This is a genomic window from Variovorax glucosi (assembly GCF_051216695.1).
Classification (GTDB): domain Bacteria; phylum Pseudomonadota; class Gammaproteobacteria; order Burkholderiales; family Burkholderiaceae_C; genus Variovorax.
Window position 1 is genome coordinate 116,399 of record NZ_JBPJZE010000002.1, and the last position, 26,443, is coordinate 142,841.

General features: G+C 64.9%; 22 protein-coding genes. 9 read left to right on the plus strand and 13 right to left on the minus strand.

Annotation, left to right across the window (positions count from 1 at the left end):
• Positions 1–3: 3 nt before the first annotated feature.
• Both ACSFA3_RS08935 and ACSFA3_RS08940 read right to left on the minus strand, forming a co-directional pair.
• A complete protein-coding gene (locus tag ACSFA3_RS08935; RefSeq protein WP_435505094.1) occupies positions 4–636 on the minus strand; it encodes a response regulator in 633 nt (210 codons plus the stop codon).
• Complete coding sequence (locus ACSFA3_RS08940) at positions 633–1,277, minus strand: sensor histidine kinase (RefSeq protein WP_435505095.1); 645 nt, start codon at positions 1,275–1,277, stop codon at positions 633–635. The genes ACSFA3_RS08935 and ACSFA3_RS08940 overlap by 4 nt, the downstream gene beginning before the upstream one ends.
• A 99-nt stretch (positions 1,278–1,376) precedes the next feature.
• Between ACSFA3_RS08940 and ACSFA3_RS08945 the strand changes: the two genes are divergently transcribed.
• Positions 1,377–1,877 carry a GAF domain-containing protein gene (locus tag ACSFA3_RS08945; RefSeq protein ID WP_435505096.1) on the plus strand — a complete coding sequence of 167 codons (501 nt, stop codon included), beginning with the start codon at positions 1,377–1,379 and terminating at the stop codon, positions 1,875–1,877.
• Here ACSFA3_RS08945 and ACSFA3_RS08950 read toward each other — a convergent pair.
• From ACSFA3_RS08950 to ACSFA3_RS08965, 4 genes are all read right to left on the minus strand, one after another.
• Positions 1,867–4,185, minus strand: coding sequence for an FdhF/YdeP family oxidoreductase (locus ACSFA3_RS08950; RefSeq protein ID WP_435505097.1), 2,319 nt, complete (start codon positions 4,183–4,185; stop codon positions 1,867–1,869). The genes ACSFA3_RS08945 and ACSFA3_RS08950 overlap by 11 nt on opposite strands.
• Before the next feature lie 134 nt (positions 4,186–4,319).
• Positions 4,320–5,537, minus strand: coding sequence for a phospholipase A (locus tag ACSFA3_RS08955; protein WP_435505098.1), 1,218 nt, complete (start codon positions 5,535–5,537; stop codon positions 4,320–4,322).
• Complete coding sequence (locus tag ACSFA3_RS08960; protein WP_435505099.1) at positions 5,477–5,893, minus strand: hypothetical protein; 417 nt, start codon at positions 5,891–5,893, stop codon at positions 5,477–5,479. The genes ACSFA3_RS08955 and ACSFA3_RS08960 overlap by 61 nt, the downstream gene beginning before the upstream one ends.
• A gap of 5 nt (positions 5,894–5,898) precedes the next feature.
• On the minus strand, positions 5,899–8,013 hold the full coding sequence (locus ACSFA3_RS08965; protein WP_435505100.1) for an ATP-dependent helicase: 2,115 nt from the start codon (positions 8,011–8,013) through the stop codon (positions 5,899–5,901).
• Positions 8,014–8,471: 458 nt separating this feature from the next.
• On the opposite strand from ACSFA3_RS08965, the gene ACSFA3_RS08970 reads away from it, so the two are divergent.
• The 3 genes from ACSFA3_RS08970 (at position 8,472) to ACSFA3_RS08980 (ending at position 11,305) form a co-directional block, all read left to right on the plus strand.
• Positions 8,472–8,789, plus strand: coding sequence for a hypothetical protein (locus tag ACSFA3_RS08970; RefSeq protein WP_435505101.1), 318 nt, complete (start codon positions 8,472–8,474; stop codon positions 8,787–8,789).
• A gap of 184 nt (positions 8,790–8,973) precedes the next feature.
• A complete protein-coding gene (locus ACSFA3_RS08975) occupies positions 8,974–9,942 on the plus strand; it encodes an AEC family transporter (protein WP_435506187.1) in 969 nt (322 codons plus the stop codon).
• Between the two features lie 214 nt (positions 9,943–10,156).
• Positions 10,157–11,305 carry a hypothetical protein gene (locus ACSFA3_RS08980; protein WP_435505102.1) on the plus strand — a complete coding sequence of 383 codons (1,149 nt, stop codon included), beginning with the start codon at positions 10,157–10,159 and terminating at the stop codon, positions 11,303–11,305.
• 29 nt (positions 11,306–11,334) lie between these two features.
• Here the strand turns inward: ACSFA3_RS08980 and ACSFA3_RS08985 are convergent, their stop codons facing one another.
• The 6 genes from ACSFA3_RS08985 to ACSFA3_RS09010 form a co-directional block, all read right to left on the minus strand.
• Entirely contained in the window at positions 11,335–12,021 is a 687-nt protein-coding gene (locus tag ACSFA3_RS08985; protein WP_435505103.1) for a hypothetical protein, read from the minus strand.
• A gap of 50 nt (positions 12,022–12,071) precedes the next feature.
• Positions 12,072–12,953: a hypothetical protein gene (locus tag ACSFA3_RS08990; RefSeq protein ID WP_435505104.1), complete on the minus strand. Its 882-nt coding sequence runs from the start codon at positions 12,951–12,953 to the stop codon at positions 12,072–12,074.
• 51 nt (positions 12,954–13,004) lie between these two features.
• Complete coding sequence (gene priA / locus ACSFA3_RS08995) at positions 13,005–15,149, minus strand: replication restart helicase PriA (protein ID WP_435505105.1); 2,145 nt, start codon at positions 15,147–15,149, stop codon at positions 13,005–13,007.
• 426 nt (positions 15,150–15,575) lie between these two features.
• Positions 15,576–16,679 carry a uroporphyrinogen decarboxylase gene (gene hemE, locus ACSFA3_RS09000; RefSeq protein ID WP_435505106.1) on the minus strand — a complete coding sequence of 368 codons (1,104 nt, stop codon included), beginning with the start codon at positions 16,677–16,679 and terminating at the stop codon, positions 15,576–15,578.
• Positions 16,680–16,717: 38 nt separating this feature from the next.
• Positions 16,718–17,410, minus strand: a complete 693-nt coding sequence (locus ACSFA3_RS09005) for a thioredoxin family protein (protein ID WP_435505107.1) — start codon at positions 17,408–17,410, stop codon at positions 16,718–16,720.
• 117 nt (positions 17,411–17,527) lie between these two features.
• The gene (locus tag ACSFA3_RS09010) at positions 17,528–19,711 is read right to left on the minus strand and encodes a protein-disulfide reductase DsbD family protein (protein ID WP_435505108.1); all 2,184 of its coding nucleotides are present in this window, start codon (positions 19,709–19,711) and stop codon (positions 17,528–17,530) included.
• A gap of 250 nt (positions 19,712–19,961) precedes the next feature.
• Between ACSFA3_RS09010 and ACSFA3_RS09015 the strand changes: the two genes are divergently transcribed.
• The 3 genes from ACSFA3_RS09015 to ACSFA3_RS09025 are packed head-to-tail and all read left to right on the plus strand — an operon-like array spanning position 19,962 to position 22,383.
• A complete protein-coding gene (locus ACSFA3_RS09015) occupies positions 19,962–21,338 on the plus strand; it encodes a PQQ-dependent sugar dehydrogenase (protein ID WP_435505109.1) in 1,377 nt (458 codons plus the stop codon).
• A 10-nt stretch (positions 21,339–21,348) separates the two neighbouring features.
• Positions 21,349–21,564: a hypothetical protein gene (locus tag ACSFA3_RS09020; protein ID WP_435505110.1), complete on the plus strand. Its 216-nt coding sequence runs from the start codon at positions 21,349–21,351 to the stop codon at positions 21,562–21,564.
• A gap of 3 nt (positions 21,565–21,567) precedes the next feature.
• Positions 21,568–22,383: a creatininase family protein gene (locus ACSFA3_RS09025; protein ID WP_435505111.1), complete on the plus strand. Its 816-nt coding sequence runs from the start codon at positions 21,568–21,570 to the stop codon at positions 22,381–22,383.
• On the opposite strand, the gene ACSFA3_RS09030 is transcribed toward ACSFA3_RS09025, so the two are convergent.
• Entirely contained in the window at positions 22,384–23,025 is a 642-nt protein-coding gene (locus tag ACSFA3_RS09030) for a YbhB/YbcL family Raf kinase inhibitor-like protein (RefSeq protein ID WP_435505112.1), read from the minus strand.
• Between the two features lie 124 nt (positions 23,026–23,149).
• Between ACSFA3_RS09030 and ACSFA3_RS09035 the strand changes: the two genes are divergently transcribed.
• Both ACSFA3_RS09035 and ACSFA3_RS09040 read left to right on the plus strand, forming a co-directional pair.
• Positions 23,150–24,712: an ATPase domain-containing protein gene (locus ACSFA3_RS09035; protein WP_435505113.1), complete on the plus strand. Its 1,563-nt coding sequence runs from the start codon at positions 23,150–23,152 to the stop codon at positions 24,710–24,712.
• A gap of 2 nt (positions 24,713–24,714) precedes the next feature.
• The gene (locus ACSFA3_RS09040) at positions 24,715–26,400 is read left to right on the plus strand and encodes a response regulator (protein WP_435505114.1); all 1,686 of its coding nucleotides are present in this window, start codon (positions 24,715–24,717) and stop codon (positions 26,398–26,400) included.
• The last annotated feature ends 43 nt before the right edge of the window (positions 26,401–26,443 follow it).

The window sequence follows — 26,443 nt, forward strand, 5'->3', positions numbered from 1 at the left end:
CCTCTACACCAGGTTGTTGCGGATTGCGTAGACCGTGATGGCCGCATTGTTCGGCAGCTGCAGCTTTTCGAGCACGCGCGAACGGTAGACGCTGACCGTCTTGGGGCTGAGCATCAGTTCCTCGGCGATGTCGGACAGGCGTTTGCCCGAGGCGATCTTGACCAGCGTCTGCAGCTCGCGATCGGAAAGCGCCGCATGGGCCGAGTTGTCGTTGGACGGGCGCGAGACGCTTTCCGCCAGCATCTGCGCCACCTCCGGCGTGACATATTTCCGACCTTGAGCCACCGTGCGGGTCGCGGTGATCAGCTCGTGCGGATCGCCGGACTTGCTGACGTAGCCCTGCGCGCCCGCACGCAGACTGCGTATGGCGTACTGCTCCTCCGCGAACATCGACACCACCAGCACGCGGATCGGCGATGCGGATTCGGTCAGCGCGCTGAGCACCTCCAGTCCGCCGCGGCCCGGCAAGCCGATGTCGAGCAGCAGGACGTCGCACGGCGTGGTGCGCAGCACTTCGCGCACTTCGGCATAGCTCGACGCCTCGCCGGCCACGCGGATGTCGACTGCTTCCGCCAGCGTTTGCCGGATTCCGCGTCGTACCAGCGCATGGTCGTCGCACAGAACGACTTCGATCATGGCGTCTCCCGGCGGGGCAAGGTCAGCGTCACCGCCGTGCCGCGGCCCGGATGACTGACGATGTCGAGCGAGCCGCCCACGGCCCGTGCACGGTCGGCGAGCCCGCGAAGGCCGAAGCTGTCTGCTTGCGCGGCAACGGCTTCGGGCATGAAGCCGAGCCCGTCGTCGCGCACCTCGAGCACCGCCTGGTCTTCGCCTTCGTTGCGCAGCGTGAGCCGGACCCGTCGGCACTGCGCATGGCGGGCGATGTTGGTCAGCGTTTCCTGAGCTGTCCGGTAGGCGGCGAGTTGCTGCGGTGCGGGCAGGTCGATGGCGTCGGCGGCGTCGAAGTTGGCGTCGATGCCGGTGCGGCGGCCGAATTCCGCGACAAGCCTTGCGACGGCCGGCGCGAGACCTTCGGACAGATCGGGTGGATAGAGCTGCGCGACGGCATCGCGGGTTGCTTCCATCGCCGTCTGAAGCGAAGCCTGCGCCGATGCGAGACGTTCGGCGGATTCGCGATCGCGCGGAGGCTGGCGTGCAAGCCAGGAGAGATCGAAGTGCACGGCAGCAAGAGCGCTGCCGACGGCATCGTGAATTTCCCTGCCGATACCGCGTCGCTGGGCTTCAAGCTGGGTCTGCCAGAGATTGGAAAGGGGCATGATATTTTTCACAATGTAACGGTATTCCGTCACGTTCCGCCGTGAGGCGTGTCCGCAAGTACCATCTGCCATCTTTTTATTCTTAGCAAACAGATCGCCATGGACCGAGAACTGAGCCGGGCTTTTGCCGATTTCGTCGTCGCGCTGAAGAGCAAGGATCTGCGCAGCGCCCTGGCAGGCCTGGTGAAGCGCACCGACTACCGCTTCATCGGCATCTGGCGTTTCGAAGACGGCAAGGCCAATGCGGTCGTGCATTACGACCGCGAGAACCCGACGGTCGCAACCGCCACCGAAGTGCCGGAAAACGCGACGTATTGCTGCTACGTGCGCGAGACGGGCAAACCGTTCAAGACGCCGCATGCGCTCATCGATGAACGCCTGGCCGCTCATCCGGCACGCACGCAGATCCAGACCTACTGCGGCGTTCCGGTCATGGACAGCGCCGGGACGATCCTGGGCACGTTGTGCCATTACGACGTCGTGCCGCGCGATCCGGAACAGGTCAACATCGAACTGATGCTCAGCGTGGCGAGTTATCTGGCGCTGGGCGGTCATGCACCGCCGTATCCTGCAACGGCGACCGCACCGGTCAGGCCCTGACTCTCACCGGCACAGACTTCGCTGCCGGAACCATGCTCTCTTCGGCGTACTGGTAAAGAGGCATCACCGGATTGCATTCCGGGTAGTAGGCGCCGCAGCTTCCTGCCGGCATGTCGTAGGCCGTGACGCGAAGCCCGGTGACTTCGCGCGAAATGCCGTCGCTCCCCGCACCGCCCGCGCTGGCAAGCGTCACGACCTGACCTTCGACGAAGCCGAATCGCGTGATGTCGGACCGGTTCATGAGCAGCACCTCACGTGTGCCCTGGATGCCGCGCAGCCGGTCATCGTAGCCGTAGATGGTGGTGTTGAACTGGTCGTTGCTGCGCATCGTCATCAGCCGCAGCACGTCCGAGCCGCCGTCGCCGTCGAACGCGGCACAGAGCGACGCCGGTACCTTGAATTCTGCCTTGCCGGACTTCGTCTTCCATTTGCGCTCGTTGGCCGCCAGTGGCCTCGGGAAGCCTCCCGGCTGGTGCATGCGTGCGTTGAAATCGCGGAAGTCGTCGGGATAGGTTTCCTCGATGTCGTTGCGGATGCGGGTGTAGTCGGAAGTCCAGGTGTCCCAGTCGATTTTCGGGTTGGGCGTCAGCGTCGCCTTCGCGATGCCGGCGACGATGCGCGGCTCCGACAGCAGATGCGCGCTGGCCGGCGAATGATGTCCGCGCGATGCGTGGACGCGCGACGTGCTGTCTTCGACCGTCACCGTCTGCTCGCCGCCCAGCTGCACGTCACGCTCGATGCGTCCCAGGCACGGCAGCAGATACGCGACCCGGCCGTTCACCAGATGGCTGCGGTTGAGTTTGGTGGCGATCTGAACCGTGAGTTCCAGCTTGCGCCATGCCGGCTCGATGCGGTGGTGATCGGGAACGGCCCGGATGAAGTTGCCGCCGAGCCCGACGAACGCGCGCACGCTGCCGTCGAGCACGCCTTCGCAGGTTTCGACCGTGTTCAGGCCCTTTTGCCGGGGTGGATTGAAGCTGTACTGCTCGGCCAGTCGATCGAGCGGAACCAGCTCCGGTTTTTCCGAGATGCCGACCGTTCGCTGTCCCTGCACATTCGAATGTCCGCGCACCGGGCAAAGCCCCGCACCGGGTTTGCCGATGTGTCCGCCCATCAGCAGCAGGTTGGTCACCATGCGCACGTTGTCGACCCCGAGCTTGTGCTGCGTCAAGCCCATGCCGTAGACGCCCATCACCGCCTTCGATGCAGCGACTACGCGCGCGGCCTCGCGCAGGTCGGCCTGCAGCAGGCCGGACTCGACCTCGATCGTCGCCCACTCCTGTTCGCGGACGAATGCGGCGAATTCATCGAAACCATGCGTGTGATCGGCGATGAATTGCTTGTCGATCGCGCTTTCGCCGCTTTCCAGCAGCGCCTTGCAAAGACCGGTCATGGCGGCGATGTCGCCGCCCGGGCGGACCTGCAGATACTGCGTGGCGATGCGTGTCGATGTACCGGTGACCATCTGCAGCGGATTCTGGGGACTCGCGAAATATTCGAGCCCGCGCTCCCGCAGCGGGTTGAAAACGATGATCGGCACGCCACGCTGGGCCGCTGCCTGCAGCAGGTGCAGCATCCGCGGGCTGTTGCTGCCGACGTTCTGCCCGAAGAACAGGAAACAGTCGGTGTGGTCGAAGTCCTCGATGCGCACGGTGCCGACCGGCTGACCGATGGCTTCCTTCAATCCGACGGAGGTGCTCTCGTGGCACATGTTGGAGCTGTCGGGCAGGTTGTTGGTGCCGTAGAGCCGCGCCAGCATGGCGTACATGTAAGACGTTTCCAGCGAGGCCCGGCCCGACGCGTAGAAAACCGTCGCATCCGGATTGGCGGAGCCGATCACGCGCAGACGGTTGCCGATGTCGGCGAACGCATCGGCCCAGGTCACCGGCACATAGCGGTCCTGGTGGGCGTCGTAGCGCAATGGCTCGGTCAGCCGGCCCATGTGTTCCAGGTCGTGATCGGGCCAGCTCAGCAATTCGCCGACGGTGTGCTTGGCAAAGAACTCCGCGCCGATGCGCCGGCTCGTGAGTTCGGCGAAGGTCGCCTTGGCACCGTTCTCGCAGAACTCGGCCAGATGCGCCTTGGCCGGTTTCGCCCAGGCACAGCTGGTGCATGCGAAGCCGTCGGGCTTGTTCATCCGGACCAGTTCGCCGAGCGCGCCGGCTGCGGCCTCGTGGCGTGTGTGCTGAACCAGGGATTTCACCGAACCCCAGCCGCCTGTCGGGCTGTTGTAGGACTTGATTTCTATCTTCAGGCCGCTGTTCGGATCGATCTCCGGAAAAATTACGGCTTTACTGGCTGGCTGCATGGGTTGAGGCTCCGTTGATTACTACTTCTGCCTGCATCCAAAATGCGTTGCGGTAGCCCGCTCGCGCGGTGGCGAGTAGGTTGAGACCGCCATGGCAGACCGCGGAAGCGCGAATCGCCGGACCCGGCAATCGCTCAGAAGTCGACCAGGCTCAGCCCGACGGTGAGCACCGTGCGTTTGCGGTTGTAGTCGGCCAGCGTGTCGCCGTAGCCGTAGAACAGCTGCGTGTGGAAGCGCAGGTTGCTGGTCACCGGATCGCCGATGGCCCGGAACCATTCGAGCCGCAACGAGCCGCGCCCGTCGCTGCGCAGGTTGTTTCGCACCGTGGCGCCGAAGGTGTTGTCGCGGTTGTAGTTCCAGCGCGCGGTCATCTCGGCACGACCGATGTACTTGGCGATGTCCGGGTTGTCGTCGTCGGCGGCCGATTCCTTCCAGCGGTCCCAGACGCGAGCGGTCAGCGTGAAGCGGTCGTCGAGTTCGGCGCCGGCCATCAGGTAGGTGCGGTTCCAGCTGCGCGACAGCGGCTGGGTCTGGCCGTTGGACTGGTGCACGACGCCAACGCCCGCGTACCGCCAGCGCCAGCCGAAAGGCAGCTTCAGGTCGGTCGGGTAGACGTACATCATCTCCGGCTCGTGGTCGGTGGTGCGGAACGGGCGCGAGAGATCGCCGTTGAAGATCTGCCATGTCGACTGCTGCGTGTAGGCGAACCACAGCGAGTCCTTGCGTTCCGGATCGTTCTGCGTGAGCAGCCCCTGCGCGAGCTTGGTCCGCACCGACAGGCCGATGCGCATCTCGTTGGCCTGGTAGTCGATCGGCGTGCCGTTGTGGTCGGGTGCCGGCGAAGTGGGCGTGGCCGGCCGATGGGTGGCGGCAGAGAGTGCGACGGTCAGCGGCCGATAGCCGCGGAAGCCGAAGGTGCCGCAGTCGCTGCCTTCTTCCAGCTCCCAGAAGCGCGAGAGCGCCGAATACTGGCGGTCGCGGCAGCCCTGTTCCGTCGACACGGCGACGACGCGCGTCGCCGGCATGCTGGCGTCGATCGGCGGCGGTGTCGTGCTGGCCAGCACCGGCGGCGCACTCGGAATGATTGCGGCAGGAAGCGTCTGCTGCTGCGCCCAGCGGTCGAAGCAGGCCAGGCGTGCTTCGCTGCTGTTCGAGAACCGCTGGCACTGCTGCCAGGTGAGCGCCGAATCGGCCAGCGGACTGGCGGGCTTGTCGGCCGGCTGCGCCTGCGCGCCGCCACAGATGGAGCCCAGCGCGAGCACTGCTGCCGTCAGGGAAAAGCGGTAGCCCTTCACGATGCCTTCTTCCGCAGCACGAAACGCTGCGTGCTGTCGTCGTTCGAATTTCGCCATGTTCCCTGGAACTCCTTGCCACATGATTCTTTTTGCATGTCGCCGGACCAGACGGCGCTGATGCGCTCGCCGTCCTGCGACTCGTCGAGCGTGAGCAGGCCGGCGTCGTCGACGTCTCCGGCCAGCTGTGCCGCGACACCGTCGCGAACGATCGTTCCGCGCACGCTGCCTTCGTATTCCGGATGCCTCGCAAGTTGCACGCCCGCAGGCGGACCGCCATCGAAACTCGCCGTCCAGTCGCCGTAGAGCGCCTGCACCGGCACGTCCAGCGCTTCCTGCGGACAGTCGGCCGCGAAGGCCGCGGGAGCGATGAAGACGGCGCCAGCCAGCACGAGCGCCAGCGCAGCAAGGGACATCCTCCTCATGAGCGCCCGGCGTCGTGTGCCGCGTTCGCCGCCACCGCAGCCGCCGCGTTGTCCTGCACCTTGCGCGCGAACTCCGCACGCAGCGCCTTCAGCTTCTCGCGCGGGTCTTCCTTCGTCGTCGCCTTGTCGAGCGCCATCTCGGCGATGAAGCGGCTCGGCATCGCCTGCACCGTCTCGCGGCCCTTCTTGCGCCGCTTGGTCCAGCTCACGGCCAGCGTGCGCTGGGCGCGCGTGATGCCTACATACATGAGGCGCCGCTCTTCCTGCAGGCGTTCGAGCACGCTTTCCGTCACTTTCTCCTGCCGGCCGTTGTCGTCGTCGAGCTTGAAGGGCAGCAGACCTTCGTTGACGCCGATCAGCATCACGTGCGGCCATTCGAGGCCTTTCGACGCATGCAGCGTCGAGAGCGTGACGACGTTCTGGTCCTTCTCGCGCTCGCTGATGGTCGACAGCAGCGAAATCGTCTGCGCGACTTCGAGCAGGCTCTTGCGCTCGGCCACGGTCGAGGCGCCCGAGGTGTCGTCGATCTCGCCGCCGCAGCGCTGCGACATCCAGTCGCAGAACTCCATCACGTTGGTCCACTTGGCGGCGGCGGCCTGTTCGCTGTCCTCGCCTTCGTAGAGATGGTGCTCGTAGTCGATCTCCTTCAGCCAGTCGGTCATGAAGGTGCGCGCGTCCTCGGCGCCCATCGTGCGGCCGGCCTTGTAGGTCAGCTCGTTGATGTAGCGGCCGAACTCGTGCAGGCCGTCGAGCGCGCGCTTGGGAATCACGCTCGGCAGCGAAGAGCTGAACAGCGCAGCGAACAGGCTCAGCTTGTACTGGCTGGCGAAGGTGCCGAGCGCGGCCAGCGTCGTGTGGCCGATGCCGCGCTTGGGCGTGGTCACGGCACGCAGGAAAGCCGGGTCGTCGTCGCTGTTGACCCACAACCGGAACCAGCCGCAGAGGTCCTTGATTTCAGCGCGGTCGAAAAAGCTCTGGCCGCCCGACACCTTGTACGGAATCTGCGCCTTGCGCAGCGCCTGCTCGAAAGGGCGTGCCATGTGGTTGGCGCGGTAGAGGATCGCGAAATCGCGGAATTCCTTGTGCTGATCGCCCTGCGTCACCGTGCCGCAGGCCCGCAGGCTGACGATGCGCGCCACCGCGCGCTCGGCCTCGTGCGCCTCGTTGTCGGCATCGACGATGCGCACCGGCTCGCCTTCGCCGAGTTCGCTGAACAGCGTCTTCGGGAACAGCTTCGGATTCGGGCCGATCACGTTGTTGGCCGCGCGAAGGATGCCGCTGGTCGACCGGTAGTTCTGCTCCAGCTTGACGACCTTGAGCTTCGGGAAATCGAGCGGAAGCTTCTTGAGGTTGTCGAGCGTCGCGCCGCGCCAGCCGTAGATCGACTGGTCGTCGTCGCCCACCGCCGTGAAATGTCCTTGCTCGCCGACCAGCGCCTTCAGCACCTCGTACTGTGTGGCGTTGGTGTCCTGGTATTCGTCGACCAGCACGTGGCCGAGCGCCGATTGCCACTTGGCGCGCACGTCGTCATGGTCGCGCAGCAGCTTGAGCGGCATGCCGATCAGGTCGTCGAAATCGACACTCTGGTAGGCGGTGAGCCGCTCTTCGTACCGGCTCATGATCTGCGCGGTGATGCGCTCGTTGTCGTCGACCGCAGCGGCCAGCGCCTCGGCCGAGTTGAGCCCCATGTTCTTCCACTTGCTGATCGTCCATTGCCAGATGCGGGCCGTGGCCGCATCGGTCGTGCCGCCGGCGTCTTTCAGGATCTTCGTGACGTCGTCGCTGTCGAGGATGCTGAAAGCCGGTTTCAGCCCGAGCACCGCGCCGTCCTCTCTCATCATCCGCACGCCGAGCGCATGGAAGGTGCAGACCACCACCTGCTTTGCGTCGCGCCCGATCAGCCCCTTCGCCCGTTCGCGCATCTCGGCGGCGGCCTTGTTCGTGAAGGTGATGGCGGCGATGCGCTTGGGCGCCATCCCGGCCTGGATCAGGCGCGCGATCTTGTGCGTGATCACGCGCGTTTTTCCCGAGCCGGCACCGGCGAGGACGAGGCAAGGGCCGTGCAGGTAGTTGACGGCTTCCTGCTGGGCGAGATTGAGACCGGAGGACATGGGAGCGGGGAATGATAACTAGCGAGGGGTGGGCACATTCTGATTGCCCAACAAAAGGCGGAACCGAGGCATGGTGCTTTCAGTGCGGAAGCCGGCGGTCCCAGTCGAAGCCGCTGCACGCTCGCAAATTCGCTTGGTCGTTTTGAATCGTGATTAAGACGATTCTCATAGATGTGGATATATCGCAGTGATAACCTGAATTAATTCACATTACGTCGCTGACAATGAAAACAATATTTTCAACTGCCATTAAATCAACAGGCTCGAAAGTCGCGCACGACAATTCCGCCGTCCGAGTGCCGCTCCAATACACACGATCAACAGTTTCCACGTCGAATCGAGGATCTGAAGGACAGATCGCAGTCGATGAGATGAGGGGCTCTCGAAGGACAAATCGTCGATTCGACCCCTATGCAAGACCCCGTCCTCAAGCTTCCGGACCTGGCTCTGCGTACCCGATGGATATCAGCGTCGCCAATAGTTTTTTGGCATGCAAACTTTTCGACCAGATAAAGGCGATGCTCCCTGCAAATGCTGCGCTGCCTGGTAACCCCCGCCGTCTTCAATTCGAATTGGATGGTCAGCAATACGAGCTGAAGGTATTCGACGGCGGAACATTCATGATCGACCGTTTGAATCCAGCATCGATGATGCATTCACTGTTGATCGAGCCGTCCGGTGCAATTGGCGGCATGACGAATTTCCCCGGCGGGCAGCAGAATCTCGCCAGATTCCTGGCTTCCGCTTCTGCGCGATTGCAATACCTCATGTCCTGACATCCGGTGATGCGTTTTTCGACGCATGAAGATCCGGCGTTCCGATTCACGGCAGCAGATCCAGCAACTTCCCCAGCAACCGCGCCAGCGCCACCAGCACATCCCACAGCTCTTTCAAAGTGCGAAGGAAGTCCATGGCGCAGTGTGCCCGCGAAGCCACCCCCGACTGGCGAGAATGCCTTCCGTGCTTCAGATCTTCGCCATCACCTTCCCCTTCTTCGCGCTGGTCGCGGCCGGTTACTTCGCAGCGCGGCGCCGCCTGGTGCCGATCGAGGCGATTCCCGGACTCAACATCTTCGTCCTGTACTTCGCGCTGCCCTGCATGCTCTATCGTTTCGGCGCACGCACGCCGGTGGCCGAGCTGCTCGACGTGCCGGTGCTGATGGTCTGGGGTTTCGGTGCCGTGACGATGGTGGGCGGCACCATCGCCTTCACGCGGCGAGGCCGCATCGGCTGGAACGACGGGGCTTTCGGCGCCCTGGTGGCGACCTTCTCGAACACTGGCTTCATGGGTGTCCCGTTGCTGGCGGCGCTGCTCGGCGCGGGCGTCGCAGGCCCGGTGATGCTGACGATCACCTTCGACGTCGTCGTCACGTCTTCGCTGTGCATCGCGCTTTCCCGGCTGGGTGGCGCCAATGCGTCTGCCGGAGCGGCACTCCGGCAGGCGTCGCGCGGCGTGTTCCTGAATCCGCTGCTGTGGTCGATCGTGCTTGGCGCGCTGACGTCGGCGCTGCGCTTCGAATTGCCCGGTCCCATCGACCGCACGCTCGCCATGATGGCCGAGGCCGCGACGCCCACGGCTCTTTTCACCATCGGCGCGGTTCTCGCGCGGCCTGCGCTGACCGCAGCCCGCACGGGCATCGCCCATATGCGCGCGCCGGTGGGCGATGTGCTGCCGGTGGTGGTCGCCAAGCTGCTTGTCCACCCGCTCTATATATATGTGCTGGCACGTGGCGCCATGGCGTTGGGCCTGCCGATCGGGCGTGAGGCGCTGGTCGCGATCGTGCTGGTTGCTGCGTTGCCGAGCGCCAGCAACGTGTCGATGCTCGCGGAGCGCTATGGCGCCGACAACGGACGCATCGCGCGGATCATCCTCTGGACGACGGTGGCGGCATTCTTCACTTTTCCGCTGGCGACGCGCTGGTTGCGCTGAGGGCACGAATCGACGTCCCGAGGCGGGAGTAGCGCAAACCGGTGCAACGCCGGGTGCGGCATCGCTTTTCGGCCTGTTCCGATCGGCCTGGAAGGCAATACGCAAGACGATAGGGATATCGCGGGATCCCAACCTTGTCGCTGCGCGGCAATGACTCGATCCGAGCGAAAGCACAGGTGCCTCGCACCTCTTCCAAACGCCTATCGAGAATCAAATGCCCGGAATCCCAAATCAAATGCCTCCACTTCGAAAACTCGAGCGGACACAGGCAATCTTGCCAGTCGATATTCCATTGACTGCATCGAGCCTTCCGATCTACACACGAACGCCCAGCCCTACAGGTGTCGACGGCGCGCCGGCGCCGAACGCTCTGTTCGGTGCCGCGCTGGGAGCCCGCTCGGCGATGCCGACCGAAGCCGCGACGCAGAGGGCCCGTTTCCAGGCAAAGCTCGAAGTCTTGAGCACGATTTACGGCGGTCCGCAGCCATCGAGTACCTTGGTGCATCCGGCACAAATCGAGGCGGACTTTCGCAACTTCCTGAATCAAAACCAGTACTTCAACACCAATTCGATCTTGAGGCCGGACATCCCGGGCCCAGGCAACCACGTCGCCGGCACCGGCGTCACTTACGCATTCCGGCAGATGCCTCCGGATCCGAGGCGCCCCAATGAACTCCAGATCGAGGTCGGCGTGGGCGGATTGACAAGCGGAACATCGGTAGCAGGCAACAATCTACGTCGTGGTCTGGGCAACTTCAATGCCACTCTGCAGCAGGCCGCGGACATCGCTACTAACCTCACGCTCGGCAGGAAAACCGAGCAGGGCATGTTTGGAGAGGAGTTGGGACGGTTTGCGGCCACCTTGCAGCAACAAGGCATCAACGGTCAACCAGTGAGTGTGGGAATCACCGGGCATTCTTTCGGTGCGGTCGGCGCGCGAGCTGCGCAGAGCGCCGCTGTCATGAACGGGCAGATCGTCCCGACAAACCTTGTGAATCCGGCGCCGATACCGGCCATCGGAAGCGACGAGGTCGCGGCCTGGAACGCGCTCGGAATGCCAAACGGACAGGTTGGATTCACGTCGGCTTTCACGACACCGAAGGATCCGGTTTACATGGGCAACAACTCGGGCATTGCCGGTCTGATGCATCATTTCGGCGCCAACACCGACTTGAACAACGTCGCGACCGTTTACCACTGGCCGGGAGATCCTTCGCTCAGCGGCGCAAATCAACACAGTTCCCCCGCCCAGAACGTCAACTATGGCTTCAGCCAGATTGATCCGGGCACCGGTCAGATGAACGGCGCACGTCTGCTCAACCAGATGGGGACGATCGCTCAGGAGCTCGATCAGCGGCGTTAAGCGCCGACCGCGCTGGTTGCGCTGACCGCTCAGTGCGTCAGCACGCCGAGCGCGTAGGGATCGGCATTTGCCAGACGTTCGCATCGTGAGAAATCGCGCCCCTGAGTGCCGTCGCAATAGAACGCGTTGTAGACGCGTCCGAAAAGAGTCGGGTTGGAGACGAAAAGCACGCCGTGCTCCGGCTGCCAGTCGCGCGTCGAGGACTCTAGCGATTGGGTCGGCGTGGAAACTTCCATTACGTTCGCCATCTGCGTGTCCGAACTCGCTGCCAATGCCTTGTCGGAATCGTTCCCGCGCCAGCGCGTGGCAAGTTCTTCGGGCTTCGGTCGCTTGGTGACCGGAATCAGCAGGCCGTTGATCTGTCCGCCGGAACCAAAGCGATGTTCCTTGGCCGCCAGAAACGCAAAGGCGCAAGCGGCATGGCACTGGCCGCGCACTTCGGTCCTGACACCACTGCTTCTGATCGCCGCCGCATAAGCCTGCGCAGCTTCTGCGGTGCCGCCAGTCGCGTCTTCGAAAACCACACGCTGCACCTTGCCGGTCGCCAACTGCTCGTTGAATGCCGCAACGCTGGTCCCGTCCAGCACGCCCGACACACGCAGCCGGCTGCCTTCCAGCGACAACTCCGCGGCGGATACCGTCGTCACAGCCGGAACCGCCACGGCCAGAGCCAGGAGTGCGGAGAGGAAACACAGGGTCTTGCCGATGGTTTTCATGCGGGCTCCTGATGCGTTGACGGGGTTCTCATTCTGAAACTGTTGCGCAATCATTGCGATGACCCTTGCAGGCGTGTGAATTCTTTTTGCTTCATTTCCAGGTAGTCCGACCGGTCGAGTTCATGCAACTGGCGCGCATAGCGCTCGGTGCTGTCGAACCAGAGACCGGCGCGCTTGTCGCGACTCTGTGGGCCGGGAGCGTCCAGGTAGGCATCGATGGCCAGGTAGTAGCGCATCGTGTTGCGCTCGACCACGCCCCGTACGCCGCCGACGTAATCCGGCTGGCCCTGGGCGTCGGTGCCCGATGTGGTGAATCCGACCTTGCCGCTGCCGACCGTTGCCAGATAACCCTTCATCGCCAGCCGCGCGGCTGTGCCGTAGGCGTAGGCATAGCCCAGATGAACGAATGTCTTGCCGCCGTCCAGCGGAACCGCTTCGAGGGTGATCCGGTAATCGCGTGTCGACAACGGGCCGCTGGCAGCGCTCATGCGCACATCCAGGTAATCGGGGCTCGACTGCTGCACCCGGTAGCCGAAGTTGATGCGCTGCGCATCCTCGAGCGGCTGATCGAACTTTCGTCCGACGGCAACCGCGAGCGCGTCCTTGTTCGCACCGACTGCACAGTTCTTGGTATTCAGATGCAGCATGAGCACCTCGCACCAGACGACCGGCGACTTCAGTTCACGTCCGACCTCTTCGAAGGGATGGTCGATGACCGCGTAAATGTCGCCGCTGAGCCGGTCGGACGCTTCGTTCGACGCCAGAACCAGCGGACGCCGGAACATGTTGCCGGTCAGCTGAGATTGCACCGACTTGTACTTGGCCTGAAGCGTATCCGCTCCGGTGCCCGGTTGCGCCGTCTGGGCGCCTGCGAGGGCAGCAAAGGCGAGCGCGCAGGAGAAGGCGGCGGTGCGGAGCGAGGGCGTATTCATGGTTGACGCGATTGTCTGCGCCAACCTGTAACTCTTTGCAGGACAGCGGCCTCAGATGCTGTGCGGATCCACGTCGATGAGCCAGCGGATCACGCCCTTGCCGTCCGGCGTGCGGCGCAGATCGTGCAGCAACGGTTGCCACGCGGCCAGCAGGCGCTGCAATGCCGAGCGGGTGCTGCTTTCGATCAGCATCTGCGCGCGTTCGACGTTGGCGACCCGCTGGATCGCCAGCGGCACCGCCGGATAGCGCATCACGCGGTCGGCGTCCGGCAGCGCGTCGGCAGCGGCACTGGCTGCGTTCAGAAAGGCCTGCGCACTCTCCTGGGTGCGGGCATCGGCGCGCAGCAGCGCCTGGAAGGCGAAAGGCGGCATGCCGGCGGCGCGGCGATCGATCAGCTCCAGCTCGGCGAACGCCGGATAGTCGTGATGGCGCAGCGCGGCAAAAAGCGCGTGTTCGGTGTGGTGCGTCTGGATCCACATCTCGGCGGTCGCACCCTGGGCGGCAAGGTAGGCGGCGTCGCGTCCGGCGCGTCCGGCGGACTGCATCAGCAGGCTGAACAGTCGCTCCGGCGCCCGGAAGTCGCTGGAGAACAGCGCGCCGTCCGGATTGACGGCCGCGACCAGCGTGATGCGGCGGAAGTCGTGGCCCTTGGCGATCATCTGCGTGCCGACCAGCACGTCGACGTCGCCGGCATGCACGGCGGCGAGCTGCGATTCGAGCGCGCCCTGCAGCCGCGTGCTGTCGGCGTCGATCCGCGCCACACGCACCGCGCCGCCGCCGGGCCGGGTCACGTCGGCGAAAAGTTCCGCAACATGCTCTTCCAGCCGCTCGGTGCCCCGACCGACCGGCGCGATGTCCAGGTTGCCGCATGCCGGGCAGGCGCGCGGCACGCGTTCGGTGAAGCCGCAGTGGTGGCAGCGCAGCGTGCGGTCGATCTTGTGGAACACGCGGTAGGCGCTGCAGTGCGGGCATTCGCTCTTCCAGCCGCAGTCGGCGCAGGCCAGCACCGGCGCATAGCCGCGGCGGTTCAGGAAAATCATGCTCTGCTCGCCGCGTGCGATCCGCTGGCCGATGGCGTCGAGCAGCACGCCGGAAATCACGGTCTTCGACGGCTGCAACCGCATGTCGACCAGCCGGACCGACGGCAGCGCGCCGGCACCCGTCGACGAACTGATCCGCGACGGCATCGCCAGCCGCACATAGCGCCCGCCCGGATCTTCCCCGCCGGCGGGCCGGCTCTGGAACCAGCTCTCCAGCGACGGCGTGGCCGAGCCGAGGATCACCTTCGCGTTCTCGCGATGTCCGCGCCAAACGGCCAGGTCGCGCGCCGAGTACCGTGCGCCTTCCTGCTGCTTGTAGCTCGGGTCATGCTCCTCGTCGACCACGATCAGGCGCAGTGCCGGCATCGACGCGAACACCGCCATCCGCGTGCCGAGCACGATCCGCGCGGTGCCGCCGTGCGCCGCCAGCCAGCTTGCCAGGCGCTGCGGATTGGTCATGCCGCTGTGCAGCGACACCACCGCGTCGGCGCCGAATCGGGCTTCGAAACGTGCGCGAAACCGCGCTTCGAGCTGCGGCGTCAGGTTGATCTCGGGCACCATGACGAGCGCCTGAGCCGCCGGATCGGCTTCCAGCAGCTCGGCGACGGCGCGCAGGTAGACCTCGGTCTTGCCGCTGCCGGTGCTGCCGAACAGCAGAAACGGCCCGGATTCGGCGTCGATGCGGCGCAGCGCCTCGGCCTGCTCTGCCGTCAGCGCGGTGCCCGGCGACACGATCGGGCCGCCGCCGGGCGCGTTCGCGCTCTGGCGCTTCAGCCGACGGGCCAGTTGCACGCTGCTCAGGTCGCGCAACTGCGGTGGCAACGCCGCGAGCGCGATTTCTCCCAGTGATCGCTGGTAATAGCGCGCCGCGAAAGACACGAGATCGCGCCAGGTGTCGCCCAGCGGCGCGAGCGCGTCGAGCGAGGCAGCGACCGGTTTCAGCGCCATCGGGGCGTCGTCGTTGCCGCCGGCATCGTCCGCTGTGCCGCTCGCCAGCGCTTCGCAGCCCCACGCCACACCCAATACCTCGCGCTTACCCAACGGCACGCGCACCAGCGTGCCCGGAACGATCGATTCCGCAGACGAGTAGCTGAGCGTTTCTGCGAGCGCCGCATGCGCCGGTGTATGGACCGCAACGTCGATCCGCCAGTTCATGGACGAACCCGGTTGGACTGGTTTGTTAATGCGAGTTGGAGCAAAAGCACTTAAGTCGTTGATTTGTCTAGACTTTGGAAGTCATCCAGAGTTTCTGTGGATAACTTTGTTGATATCCCTGCCCGACTCGCCGCAATCCCTTGCAAATCAACGGCCCGACTGGATTGCCCGGAAAAAAAGCAAAGTTTGAAATCCATATGAATCAATGACTTAGCAGTGCTATCGCTTTAGGAGCGGCAGGCGCGACGCTTCGGATACTTTGTGGCGCCGCAGCAAGAGATTTGTGCATAAGTCTGTTGGCATGGAGCGATTTAGGCTTGACAAACGAAATTTTGAGAATTTTCGTTTACACCTCGTCGCGACCGGCACGCGTGAAGGTTGCGACCACTCACATGCGAAGCGGCATGGTTGCTGGACACAATTGTGTCAGCACCTCGACTTGCGCGATTGCGAATGCACCGCATCCACCAACGCCGAAACATGTTCCGGCGGGGTGAATTGGCTGATGCCGTGGCCCAGGTTGAAGATATGTGTCGGACCCGCCACGCTGCGGTCGGTGTGCGGACGGCCGAAGCTGTTCAGCACCTTGGCCACTTCCTGCTCAATCCGGGCCGGAGGTGCGAAAAGCACGTTGGGGTCGATATTGCCCTGCAGCGCCTTGCCCTGCGGGCCTTCGCCGACCTTGGCGCGCGCCTCGGCAAGATTCACCGTCCAGTCCAGACCCAGCACTTCGCAGTCGAGCGAGCGCATGTCGTCGAGCCAGAGCCCGCCGCCCTTGGTGAAGACCAGCCGCGGCACCGGCGTACCGTCTGCGCCTTCGCGCTTGAGCTGCGACAGCACGCGCGTGGTGTACGCGAGGCTGAACTCCTGGAAGGCACCGTCGGCCAGCACGCCGCCCCAGCTGTCGAACACCATCACGGCCTGCGCGCCGGCATCGATCTGGGCGTTGAGGTAAGCGGCGACCGCATCGGCGTTGATCGCGAGGATGCGATGCATGAGGTCGGGGCGGCTGTACATCAGCGTCTTCACGCGCCGGTAGTCGCTGGACCCTGCTCCTTCGACCATGTAGCAGGCGAGCGTCCACGGGCTGCCGGAGAAGCCGATCAGCGGCACGCGTCCGTTCAGCGCCTTGCGGATCGACGTCACGGCATCGAACACGTAACGCAGCTTTTCCATGTCGGGCACGGCCAGCGCATCGACCGCGGCTTCGTCGCGCACGGTGCGGGCAAAGCGCGGGCCTTCGCCGGTTTCGAAGGACAGGCCCAGGCCCATCGCGTCGGGCACGGTAAGAATGTCGGAGAACAGGATCGACGCATCGAGCGGGAAGCGTTCCAGCGGCTGCAGCGTGACTTCGGTGGCGTAGTCGACGTTGGTCGCCAGACCCATGAAGCTGCCGGCACGGGCGCGCGTGGCAACGTACTCGGGTAGATAGCGGCCGGCCTGGCGCATCAGCCAGACGGGGGTGTGATCGGTCGCCTGGCGCCAGCAGGCGCGCAGGAAGGTGTCGTTTTGCAGGGGGGCGAAGGGCATCCCGGGATTGTCGCAGGGGGCTCTGTAGGCCCGTGCCGCTAACTGCGGTACTTGATCGAGCAGCCGTACGGCTTGGTCGCTGCCGCGCTGATCGGCTTGCCGCCGAAGGCTTCGCCGAGCGCCTTGCTGACGTAATTGGTAGCTGTTTTGATGTCGTCCGGCCGGGCCGAAGGCACGCTGTCGATGCCGCCGGCGTAGACCAGCACGCCCTTGGGATCGATGATGAACATGTGAGGCGTGGTGCGCGCGCCGTAGGCCTGGCCGATGACGCCGTCTTCGTCCATCAGGGCGGCGGTCGGGACGGCGGAGTGCTCCTTCATCCAGGCGTCGAAAGCGGCCGGCTTCAGGTAATCGCTGGCGGCGCGCTCGGTCGAGTTGATCGCGAGCCAGACGACTCCCTTGTCCGTGGCGGCCTTCTGCGTCGCCGGCAGGTTGCCGCTGCCGTAATGCTTGCGAACGAACGGGCAGCCGGGATTGGTCCATTCGAGGACCACGTACTTGCCGGCGAAATCCGACAGCTTGTGCTTCGCGCCGGCGGTGTCGACGGCGATGAAGTCGGGCGCTTTCTCGCCGATGGACGGCGCCGCGAAGGCCGCCGTGCCCATTGCCAGCGTGGCGCCGAGCGCGACGGCGGCAGCCATCACGGCGCGGCGCGAGGCGCGGCTCAGGGCCGCGCTGGCGTTGCGGGCGGCGCGCGCCGAGCGTGCGGCTGAAGTCGAAAAGGTGGACATGTTCGGAAGGACTCCGCAAAAGACCTGGAGGTCGGCAAGAAACCGGAAAACTGAATTGCGACGACAGCTTAGGGCGCTTTTCTCACGCCGGCGTGACAAGCCGTAATGGCGTCGTGGTCAAAGAGCGGCGAGCGCTTTCTGCAGTTCGCTCCGGCTCAGGATCTCGGTCATGACGCGCTGCGGTTTTCCGGGCGCGTGCAGCACATAGACCGGCACGCCGCTGCGGCCGAGCGCAGCCAGCGCCGCGGTGATGGCCGGGTCTTGCCGAGTCCAGTCGGCGCGCAACATCGCGACGCGGCGGGCATCGAAATCGGCGAGCACCGAAGGGTCGGACAGCGTCGCCTTCTTGTTGTACTGGCAGGTAATGCACCAGGCTGCCGTGAAGTCGACGAACACCGGTCGGCCAGCGGCGTGGAGTTCCGCGACGCGCGTCGTCGACCATGGCTGCCAGCGTTCGTCGGCCGCAGCACTGGATGCAACGCCTGTCGCGATCGGCCGCAGCAGGTTGCCGCCGATCGAAAAGCCGACCAGCGCGGTGATTCCCACCATCGCCGCTGCAAGGACGACGCGCGTGCGTCCACGCAGCGTCAGTGCCCAGGCGACGGCTGCAAGGCACACCAGCAACGCCAGCAACGCGCCCGCGCCGTCGATGCCGCTCTGCTGGCCGAGCACCCAGACCAGCCAGGCGACGGTCGCGAACATCGGGAAGGCGAGCAGGCGGCGCAGCGTGTCCATCCAGGCGCCGGGGCGCGGCAGCAGGCGCGCCACGGCGGGGACGAAGCTGGCGACCAGATAGGGCAGCGCCAATCCGAAGCCGAGCGCCGCGAACAGCATCAGTGCCTGCGCGGCCGGCAAGCCGATCGCGAACCCTAGCGATGCACCCATGAATGGTGCCGTACAGGGCGACGCCACGACCACCGCCAGCACGCCCGAAAGAAAATCGTTCGCCAGCGGATGCTTCGCCTGAACAGCGCCGAGCGAAGACGGCGCCAGCATGCGGAACTCGAACAGACCCGCCAGATTGAGACCGATCAGCGTGAACAGCGCCGCCAGTGCCGCCACCACCGCCGGCGACTGCAGCTGGAAACCCCAGCCGAGTTGCGTGCCGGCCGCGCGCAAAGCCAGCATCGCAGCGCCCAGCGCCAGGAACGACAGCAGAACGCCGGCCGTGTAGGCCATTCCGGCGCGTCGGTGGCTGCGGCGGTCGGCGCCGTGGCGGGCGAAGCCGACGACCTTGATCGCCAGCACCGGGAACACGCACGGCATCAGGTTCAGCAGCAGCCCGCCGAGTACCGCACCCAGCAGCGCGGCGATGAAACCGCCAACCGGCGTCGGCAGCGGCACGGCCGCGTTGGCTTCGAGCGCGGCTTTGAGCGCGGGCGAAACCTGCACGGGTGGCGCGGTCGCGGGCCAGGTTCCCGTGACCGGTGCTTCGGCGCGCCACGCGATCGGCGCGCCGACCCGGCGATCTGCCTCGGCCAACGCGACCACGACCGGCATCGTCGCCGGACTCGCGCTGCGCTGGTCGGCGAGCGGGATCGTGGCTGTCCAGGCATCGCCTTGCCAGGCCTGCGTCCACTCCTTGCCGGAAACCGCCGCGGTGTGGATCACGTCGCCGGTTTCGGGGAAGAACTCGAGCGTCTTGCCGCGCGCGGCGGCGGGCAGGCCGTCGATCCGCACCTGAAGCGCCTTGCCGTCGATGGCGATGGCGCTGGGCTGCATCAGCGCGACCGGCTGAGCGGCGCGCGCGGTCTCGAACGCCGGCAGATCCATCGCGGTCGAACCCTGCACGGGTAGCTGGAGCGCGAACTCGCCTTCTTCCGGGATGCATTCCTGCCGGCACACCAGCCACGAAGCCTTGAGGCGGACGGTGACCGACTGCGGGCCGGTCAGGGTCGTCGGCGGACGGAAGTCGGTTGCGATCGTGAGCGGCACCGGCAGCAGCACGGTGCCTTCGTAGCCGTAATTGGCCAGCGTGCCGACCGGGATCTTCTTCGGCACCGGCCAGGCGATGTCGCCTGCCGCGATGCCGGTGGGGAGCGTCCAGGCCAGCTCGGTCGGCAGGCCGGAGTCGCCGGCGTTCTTCCAGTAGGTGTGCCATTCGGGCTGATGCGCTATGCGCAGGCCGATCCAGACCGGCGCGCCGGGCGACACGCCGTCCGGCGCGTTCGCCACCAGCTCCGCGCGCACATGAGGCGTCGTGACGACCGATGAGGCCCTCGCCGCCAGCCCGCTGCCGGTCGCGCTCGCGGGTGCCTGCGCCGCAGCGATGCCTGCCGCGCACAAGAGGGGCAGCAGCATCGGTAGGGCGAGCGAGCGAAAAGCGCAGCGGAAGATGGGGCTGGAGAGCGTACGGGTCATGCCGGCTGTCGGAGCGCTGGAGGAGCGGTAAGGTTCCGGTCGATGGTAGTCGCTGCACCGGACCGGCCGGATCACGCGGAAAGGCGCCGATCACCGACAGTGCCGGACCGACCGGTGCGCCAGTGTTGTCTCATTCAACATTAGACATTCGACATTCGAATTCCCGCATCCATATCCGCAGGAGACTTTCATGCAGCCCGTCACTACTCTTGGTTCCTCAGTCGGTCCCTTACGCAGCCTCCCACGCCTCTGCCTTGTCGCGGCTGCCGTTCTGTTGGTTACCGCCTGCGGAGAAACCGCGAAGTTGCCGTTCGACGCGGGTGTGGGTCCGACGCCGCAGCTCCCCGTGCCCAACAAGACCTTGATCCCTACGCTCAAGATCGCCGAAGCCATTGGCTGGAACGACGCTGCCGGGCCGACCGCGCCCCAGGGTTTCAAGGTGACCGCGCTGGCGCGTCAGCTCGACCATCCGCGCTGGGTCTTCACCTTGCCCAACGGCGACGTGCTTGTCGCCGAAAGCAACAAGCCGCCCAAGGAGCCCAACGCACCGCAGGCCGAGAAAGGCCTGTTCGACAAGGCGAAGGGCGTGGTGCAGGGGATGGTCATGAAACGTGCCGGTGCCGGCGTGCCGAGCGCGAATCGCATCACGCTGCTGCGCGATGTCGACGGCGACGGCACGGCCGAGACGCGCAGCGTCTATCTGCAGGGGCTCAATTCGCCATATGGAATGGCACTGGTGGGCAACGAACTCTTCATCGCGAATGCCGATGCGATCGTGAAGGTGCCGTACGTCGAAGGACAGACCGCAGCCGCTGCGGCGCCGGTCAAGGTGACCGATCTGCCGGCCGGCATCAATCATCACTGGACCAAGAACATCATCGCCAGCCGCGACGGCACCAAGCTCTACGCGACCGTCGGGTCCAACAGCAACATCGGCGAAAACGGCATGCAGGCCGAGGAAGGGCGCGCGGCGATCTGGGAAGTCGATGTCAAGACGGGTGCCAAGCGCCTCTTCGCCAGCGGCCTGCGCAACCCGAACGGTCTCGGCTGGGAGCCGGACACCGGTGCACTCTGGACCGTCGTCAACGAGCGCGACGAGATCGGCAGCGACCTCGTGCCCGACTATCTGACCTCGGTGAAGGACGGCGCTTTCTACGGCTGGCCGTGGAGTTACTACGGCAAGACCGTCGATGCCCGCGTGTTGCCGCAGCAGCCGGACAAGGTCGCCACTGCCATCGCGCCCGACTACGCGCTCGGTACGCACGTCGCGCCGCTGGGGCTCGCGTTCTCCAATACACGCGGCATGCCGCCGGAATTCGCCAGCGGCGCCTTCGTCGGAAATCACGGGTCCTGGAACCGAAAGCCGATGTCGGGCTACAACGTGGTTTTCGTGCCCTTCATCGGCGGCAGGCCGGTGGGCAAGCCGGTCGATTTCCTGACCGGTTTTCTTTCTGCCGACGGCAAGGCGCAGGGTCGACCGGTCGGCGTGGCGTTGGACAAGTCGGGTGCGCTGCTGGTGGCCGACGACGTGGGCAACGTGGTGTGGAGAGTGTCGAAGGCGCGTTAAGCTTCTTCGAATGAAGAAACCCGTCGTCCTTCTCGTCGATCCGAACGCCTCCGAAGCGTCGACGGCGGCGCGACGCGTTCCGATGATCACCACCTCGGAGGAACCTGCAGGTTCCGACCACGAGGTTCTGTCCATGGGACGCGCACAGGCCGGCGGTGTGCCGGTCACCGCACCGATCGCCGCTGCGATGCGCGCGGTCGCGGCGCAGCTTTCTGCCGAGGCCTGAGCGATGTCGGCATCCATTCCCCGCTTCTGGTCGCAACTGACCACCCGCGATTTTGCTGCGCTCGATCCGTCGACCACGGTTGCCGTGCTGCCGCTCGGCGCAACCGAGCAGCACGGACCGCACCTGCCTCTGAGCGTCGATTCGACGTTGGTGGATGGCATCGTCGGCGCCGCCCTGCCGTTGCTGCCGGATACGCTTCCGACGCTGTTCCTGCCGACGCAGCACATCGGCCTCAGTCCGGAGCATTCGAACTTTCCCGGAACACTGACGCTGTCTTCCGATACGCTCATCCGGCTCTGGAAAGACATCGGTGCCGGCGTGGCGCGGGCGGGCGTGCGCAAGCTGGTGTTGTTCAATGCGCACGGCGGACATGTCGGCGCCATGGACATCGTGGCACGCGAGCTTCGAATCGCGCACGGACTCATCGTCTATGGCGTGAGCTGGTTCAATCTGCCGCTCGGCAAAGCAGGCGCGCAGTTCAGCGACGACGAGCACCGTTTCGGCGTACATGCCGGCGAAATCGAAACTTCGATGATGCTGGCGCTGGCGCCGGATCGCGTCCGCATGTCGGCGGCGCAAGATTTTTCATCCGCCTCGCGCGATCGCTCCGCTGCCTATCCGATCCTCGGTAACGGCCGCAGCGCAAAGCTCGGCTGGGCGATGGAAGACTACAACCCTTCCGGTGCGGCGGGCCGATCGGCGCAGGCTACGGCAGCCAAGGGAGAGGCCGTGATTTCAGCTGCGGCGACCCAATTGGCGCTGCTGCTGGCGGAAGTCTCCCGCCTGCCGCTCGACACGATCGGCAGGCCCGCGCGCTGATCAGCCGGCCACGACCGGCCCGGCCGGTACGCCGTCTTCGATCTTGATCGTGGTGTCGTGGCGCTCGTACGTACCGATCAGCAGCCCGCTGGCCAGCGCGTGCTCTCGCACGGCATCGACCACCTCGTCTCGTCCCGGCGTCTCGTCGAAGGGCGGCGAAATGTCCAGCGCAAACACCTGAAATGCATAGCGGTGAACGCCATGTCCGGGCGGCGGATCGGGCGGCAGCCAGGCAGACTGAAGGTACGAATTGCGTCCGGTGCGAAGACCTTCCTTGCCTTCGTGGTCAGCGCTCGGCAGCGCGGCTTCGGGCAGCGCGCTTTCGTCCGGCGGAAGGCCGACGACGATGGCATGAACCAGCGGACTCGGTGTCGGTGAATCGGCGTCCTCGACCAGCACCACGACGGATACCGTCCCGACCGGCAGGCTGCTCCATTGCAGCGGCGGCGACACGCCCGCACCCTCGTGCGCGTCCGCGGTGTATCGGGCCGGAATCGGGGCGTGATCGGCAAACGCGATGCTGGTGACGTCGATCGCCGCCATGCCCTGTCGCAAGCCGATATTGTTGAAGACGATTTCGTCGAGTCCTGCACGTACGCCGTGCAATGCGCGACCAATGACATCAGGTAGTTTTTCAAGCATTCGTACGGTATATCGCGCTCTTGTCCTGCCGCGTGTAGGACGCGACACGACAGGGATGGCTGGCCGCAGTCGGCAAAATGGGAGTGTGTATCGCCGATCGTCGGCGTACTACTGGACCTTCCCGATGCCCACCGACAGACTTCCCAACCCTTCTGCTTCGTCCTCGACCTTCCCGTCGGCCGCCGTTCTGCCTCAGCCGCGTGCCGCAACCGGCATCGCCGGACTCGACGACGTTCTGGGCGGTGGATTTCCGCGCGGTCATCTCTATTTGGTGGAAGGTACGCCGGGTGCCGGCAAGACGACGCTGGGATTGCAATTCCTGCTCGAAGGTCGGCAGAGCGGCGAGCGCGGCCTGTACGTGACGTTGTCGGAGACGGCGGAAGAAATGCGCATCGTTGCGAATTCGCACGGTTGGTCGCTCGAAGGCATCGAACTTTTCGAGCTGATCAACGAGGAGGGATTGAGCCCGTCGGCCGAGCAGTCGATCCTGTATCCGGCCGAAGTCGAGCTCGGCGAGACCACGCGCGGCATCATGACTGCCGTCGAGCGCCTGTCGCCGTCGCGCGTGATCTTCGACAGCCTGTCCGAGATGCGCCTTCTTGCGCAGGATCCGCTGCGCTATCGACGCCAGATCCTTGCGCTGAAACACTTCTTCGCGGCCCGCGACTGCACGGTGCTTCTGCTGGACGACAAGAGTTCTTCCGGCGGCGATCTCCAGCTGCACAGCATCGCGCATGGCGTGCTCGGACTCGATCAGGCGACCGGCGATTACGGCCCGGTCAGGCGGCATCTGCGCATCGTCAAGATGCGCGGCGTGCGGTATCGGGGTGGCGAACACGATGTCCATATGGACATCGGCGGAATCAAGGTTTTTCCACGTCTCATCGCCGCGGAGCACAAGGCAAAATTCGTCGCATCGATTGTGTCCACCGGCACGCCGACGCTCGATGCGCTCATGGGCGGCGGATTGACGCGCGGCAGCAACACCTTGTTCATCGGCCCTTCCGGTGTAGGCAAGACGACGACGGCGATGTCTGCTGTGGTCGAAGCGTTGCAGCGTGGAGAAAAGGCCTCCTATTACCTTTTCGATGAAGGCTTGGGCACGCTTTTACATCGTTGCGCATCCTTGGGGCTGCAGCTCGAGCCGTTCATCGAAAGCGGACTGCTCGAGGTCTTGCCGCTCGACCCGGCCGAGATGTCCCCCGGGCAATTCGCAAACATGGTGCGTGATGCCGTTCAGGTCCGTGGTGCCAGCGTGATCGTCATCGACAGTCTCAATGCGTATCTGCAGGCCATGCCGGGCGCGAAATTTCTGCTGCTCCAGATGCACGAGCTGCTGAGCTTTCTCAATCAGCAGGGCGTCATCACGCTTCTGGTTCTGGCTCAGCATGGCATCGTTGGAGATATCCGCAGCGATCTCGACGTCAGTTATCTATCGGATTCCATCGTGCTGTTCCGTTTCTTCGAAGCGCGTGGCCAGTTGCTGAAGGCGGTATCGGTCGTCAAGAGCCGCACCAGTCAGCACGAATTGAGCATTCGCGAGTTTCGCGTGGGGGCCGGCGGCATCGAGGTGGGTCCGGCGCTGACGGATTTCGAAGGCGTTCTGGCCGGCGTTCCGAACTATCGCGGAACCATTCCCTTGCTGGGCGACGAATCGCCTCTGGCTTTGTCCAGCCGCGAGGAATAGGCATGGAGCGACGGGTACTCATCCATGCACCGCGCGGGCGCGATGCGGCCGTAGTGCAGAAGCTTCTGCAGGGGATCGATCTGCTTTCCGTAGTGTGCACGTCGGCAGACCAGATGCTCGCGGCTCTGGACGAAGGTGCTGCGGCCGCGATCCTGACCGAGGAGTCGCTGGTCGAAGTGCCGGAGGCGCCGTTGCGCGCGTGGCTCATGGCGCAGCCGAGCTGGTCCGACTTTCCGTTCATCGTGCTGGCTTCGCGGGACGTGGGCGGGCGATCGCGTCAGGCGCTGAAGATGCTGCAGACGCTGGGCAATGCGTTCGTTCTCGAGCGTCCGGTGCATACCGAAACACTGGCCCGTGCAGCCGATGCGGCCGTGCGCGCGCGCGGGCGCCAGTATGCGACGCGTGTGAATCTGCGTCAGCTCGAAGACACCCGGGGCGAGGTCGAACGGCTGAATGCCGAGCTGGAAGCGCGCATCGCTGCGCGCACGCGCGAACTGGCTGGCGCCAACGACCGCCTCATGGCCGAGATCGCCGAGCGGGAGCGTGCGCAGGCGGCTCTGATTCAGGTGCAGAAAATGGAGGCGATCGGCCGGTTGACCGGCGGTATCGCGCATGACTTCAACAATCTGCTGCATGTCGTCAACATGAACCTCGACCTCGTCGCGCGTGTCGCGAAAGAGGAAAAGGTACTGAACATCGCCGCTCGCGCCAAGAGCGCCGTCGGGCGCGGAGCCAAACTCACCGGACAGCTGCTGTCCTTTGCGCGCAACCAGTCGTTGCTGCCGCGCCTCACCGACGTGAACGCGCTGCTCGACGGCATGCGCGAACTTGTCGCAGTCTCCGTCGGTCCGTCGATCCAGGTGGAAATGGCACTCAGCGAACGCCCGGCATGGTCCGTGCTCGACGCCAATCAGCTCGAGATGGCGGTGCTCAATCTGGCCGTCAACGCACGCGACGCCATGCCGGCGGGCGGCACGCTCACGGTGTCGACGCGCATGACCGATGGCGGTAATGTGCCGAATGGTCAATTGCCCGGCGGGGAGTATGTGACGGTCGCGGTCGGCGATACCGGTGTCGGTATCGCCCAGCATCTGCTGACCAAGGTATTCGATCCCTTCTTCACGACCAAGCCGGTCGGCAGCGGCACCGGTCTCGGCCTGAGTCAGGTCTACGGATTCGCCAGGCAGTCGGGCGGCATGGCGTCGCTTCGCAGCGAGGAAGGCCGCGGCACGGTGGTCGAAATGCTTTTTCCGACATCGGAGGAGCGAGCAGAATCCGCACATGCATCAGCATCGGCGCCGCTGCGTCACGACGACGCGCAGCGTCACAAGGTGTTGGTCATCGAAGACGATGCTGAGGTCAGGCGTGCCATCGTCGAGAGCCTTTCGATGCTGGGTTACGTGGTCAGCGAGGCGGCCGACGGTGCGACCGGGCTGGCCGCGCTGGAAGCATCGCGGCATGATCTGATGGTCGTCGACTACGCCATGCCCGGGCTGAACGGAGCCGAAGTGATTGCCAAGGCGCGCAGCATGGTCGGCGAGATTCCGGTGATTCTTGCGACCGGTTATGCCGACATGGCGCAGGTTGGTCGCGTACTCGGCACGCAGTCGATATTGATCAAGCCTTTCGATATTTCCACCTTGGCTGCTGCGGTAGCCAAAGCTTTGCCGGCGCTGGAGCCGCTCTGATTTCCGTTTTCAGTTTCTCAACCTCGCTTCAACTTCAATTTTT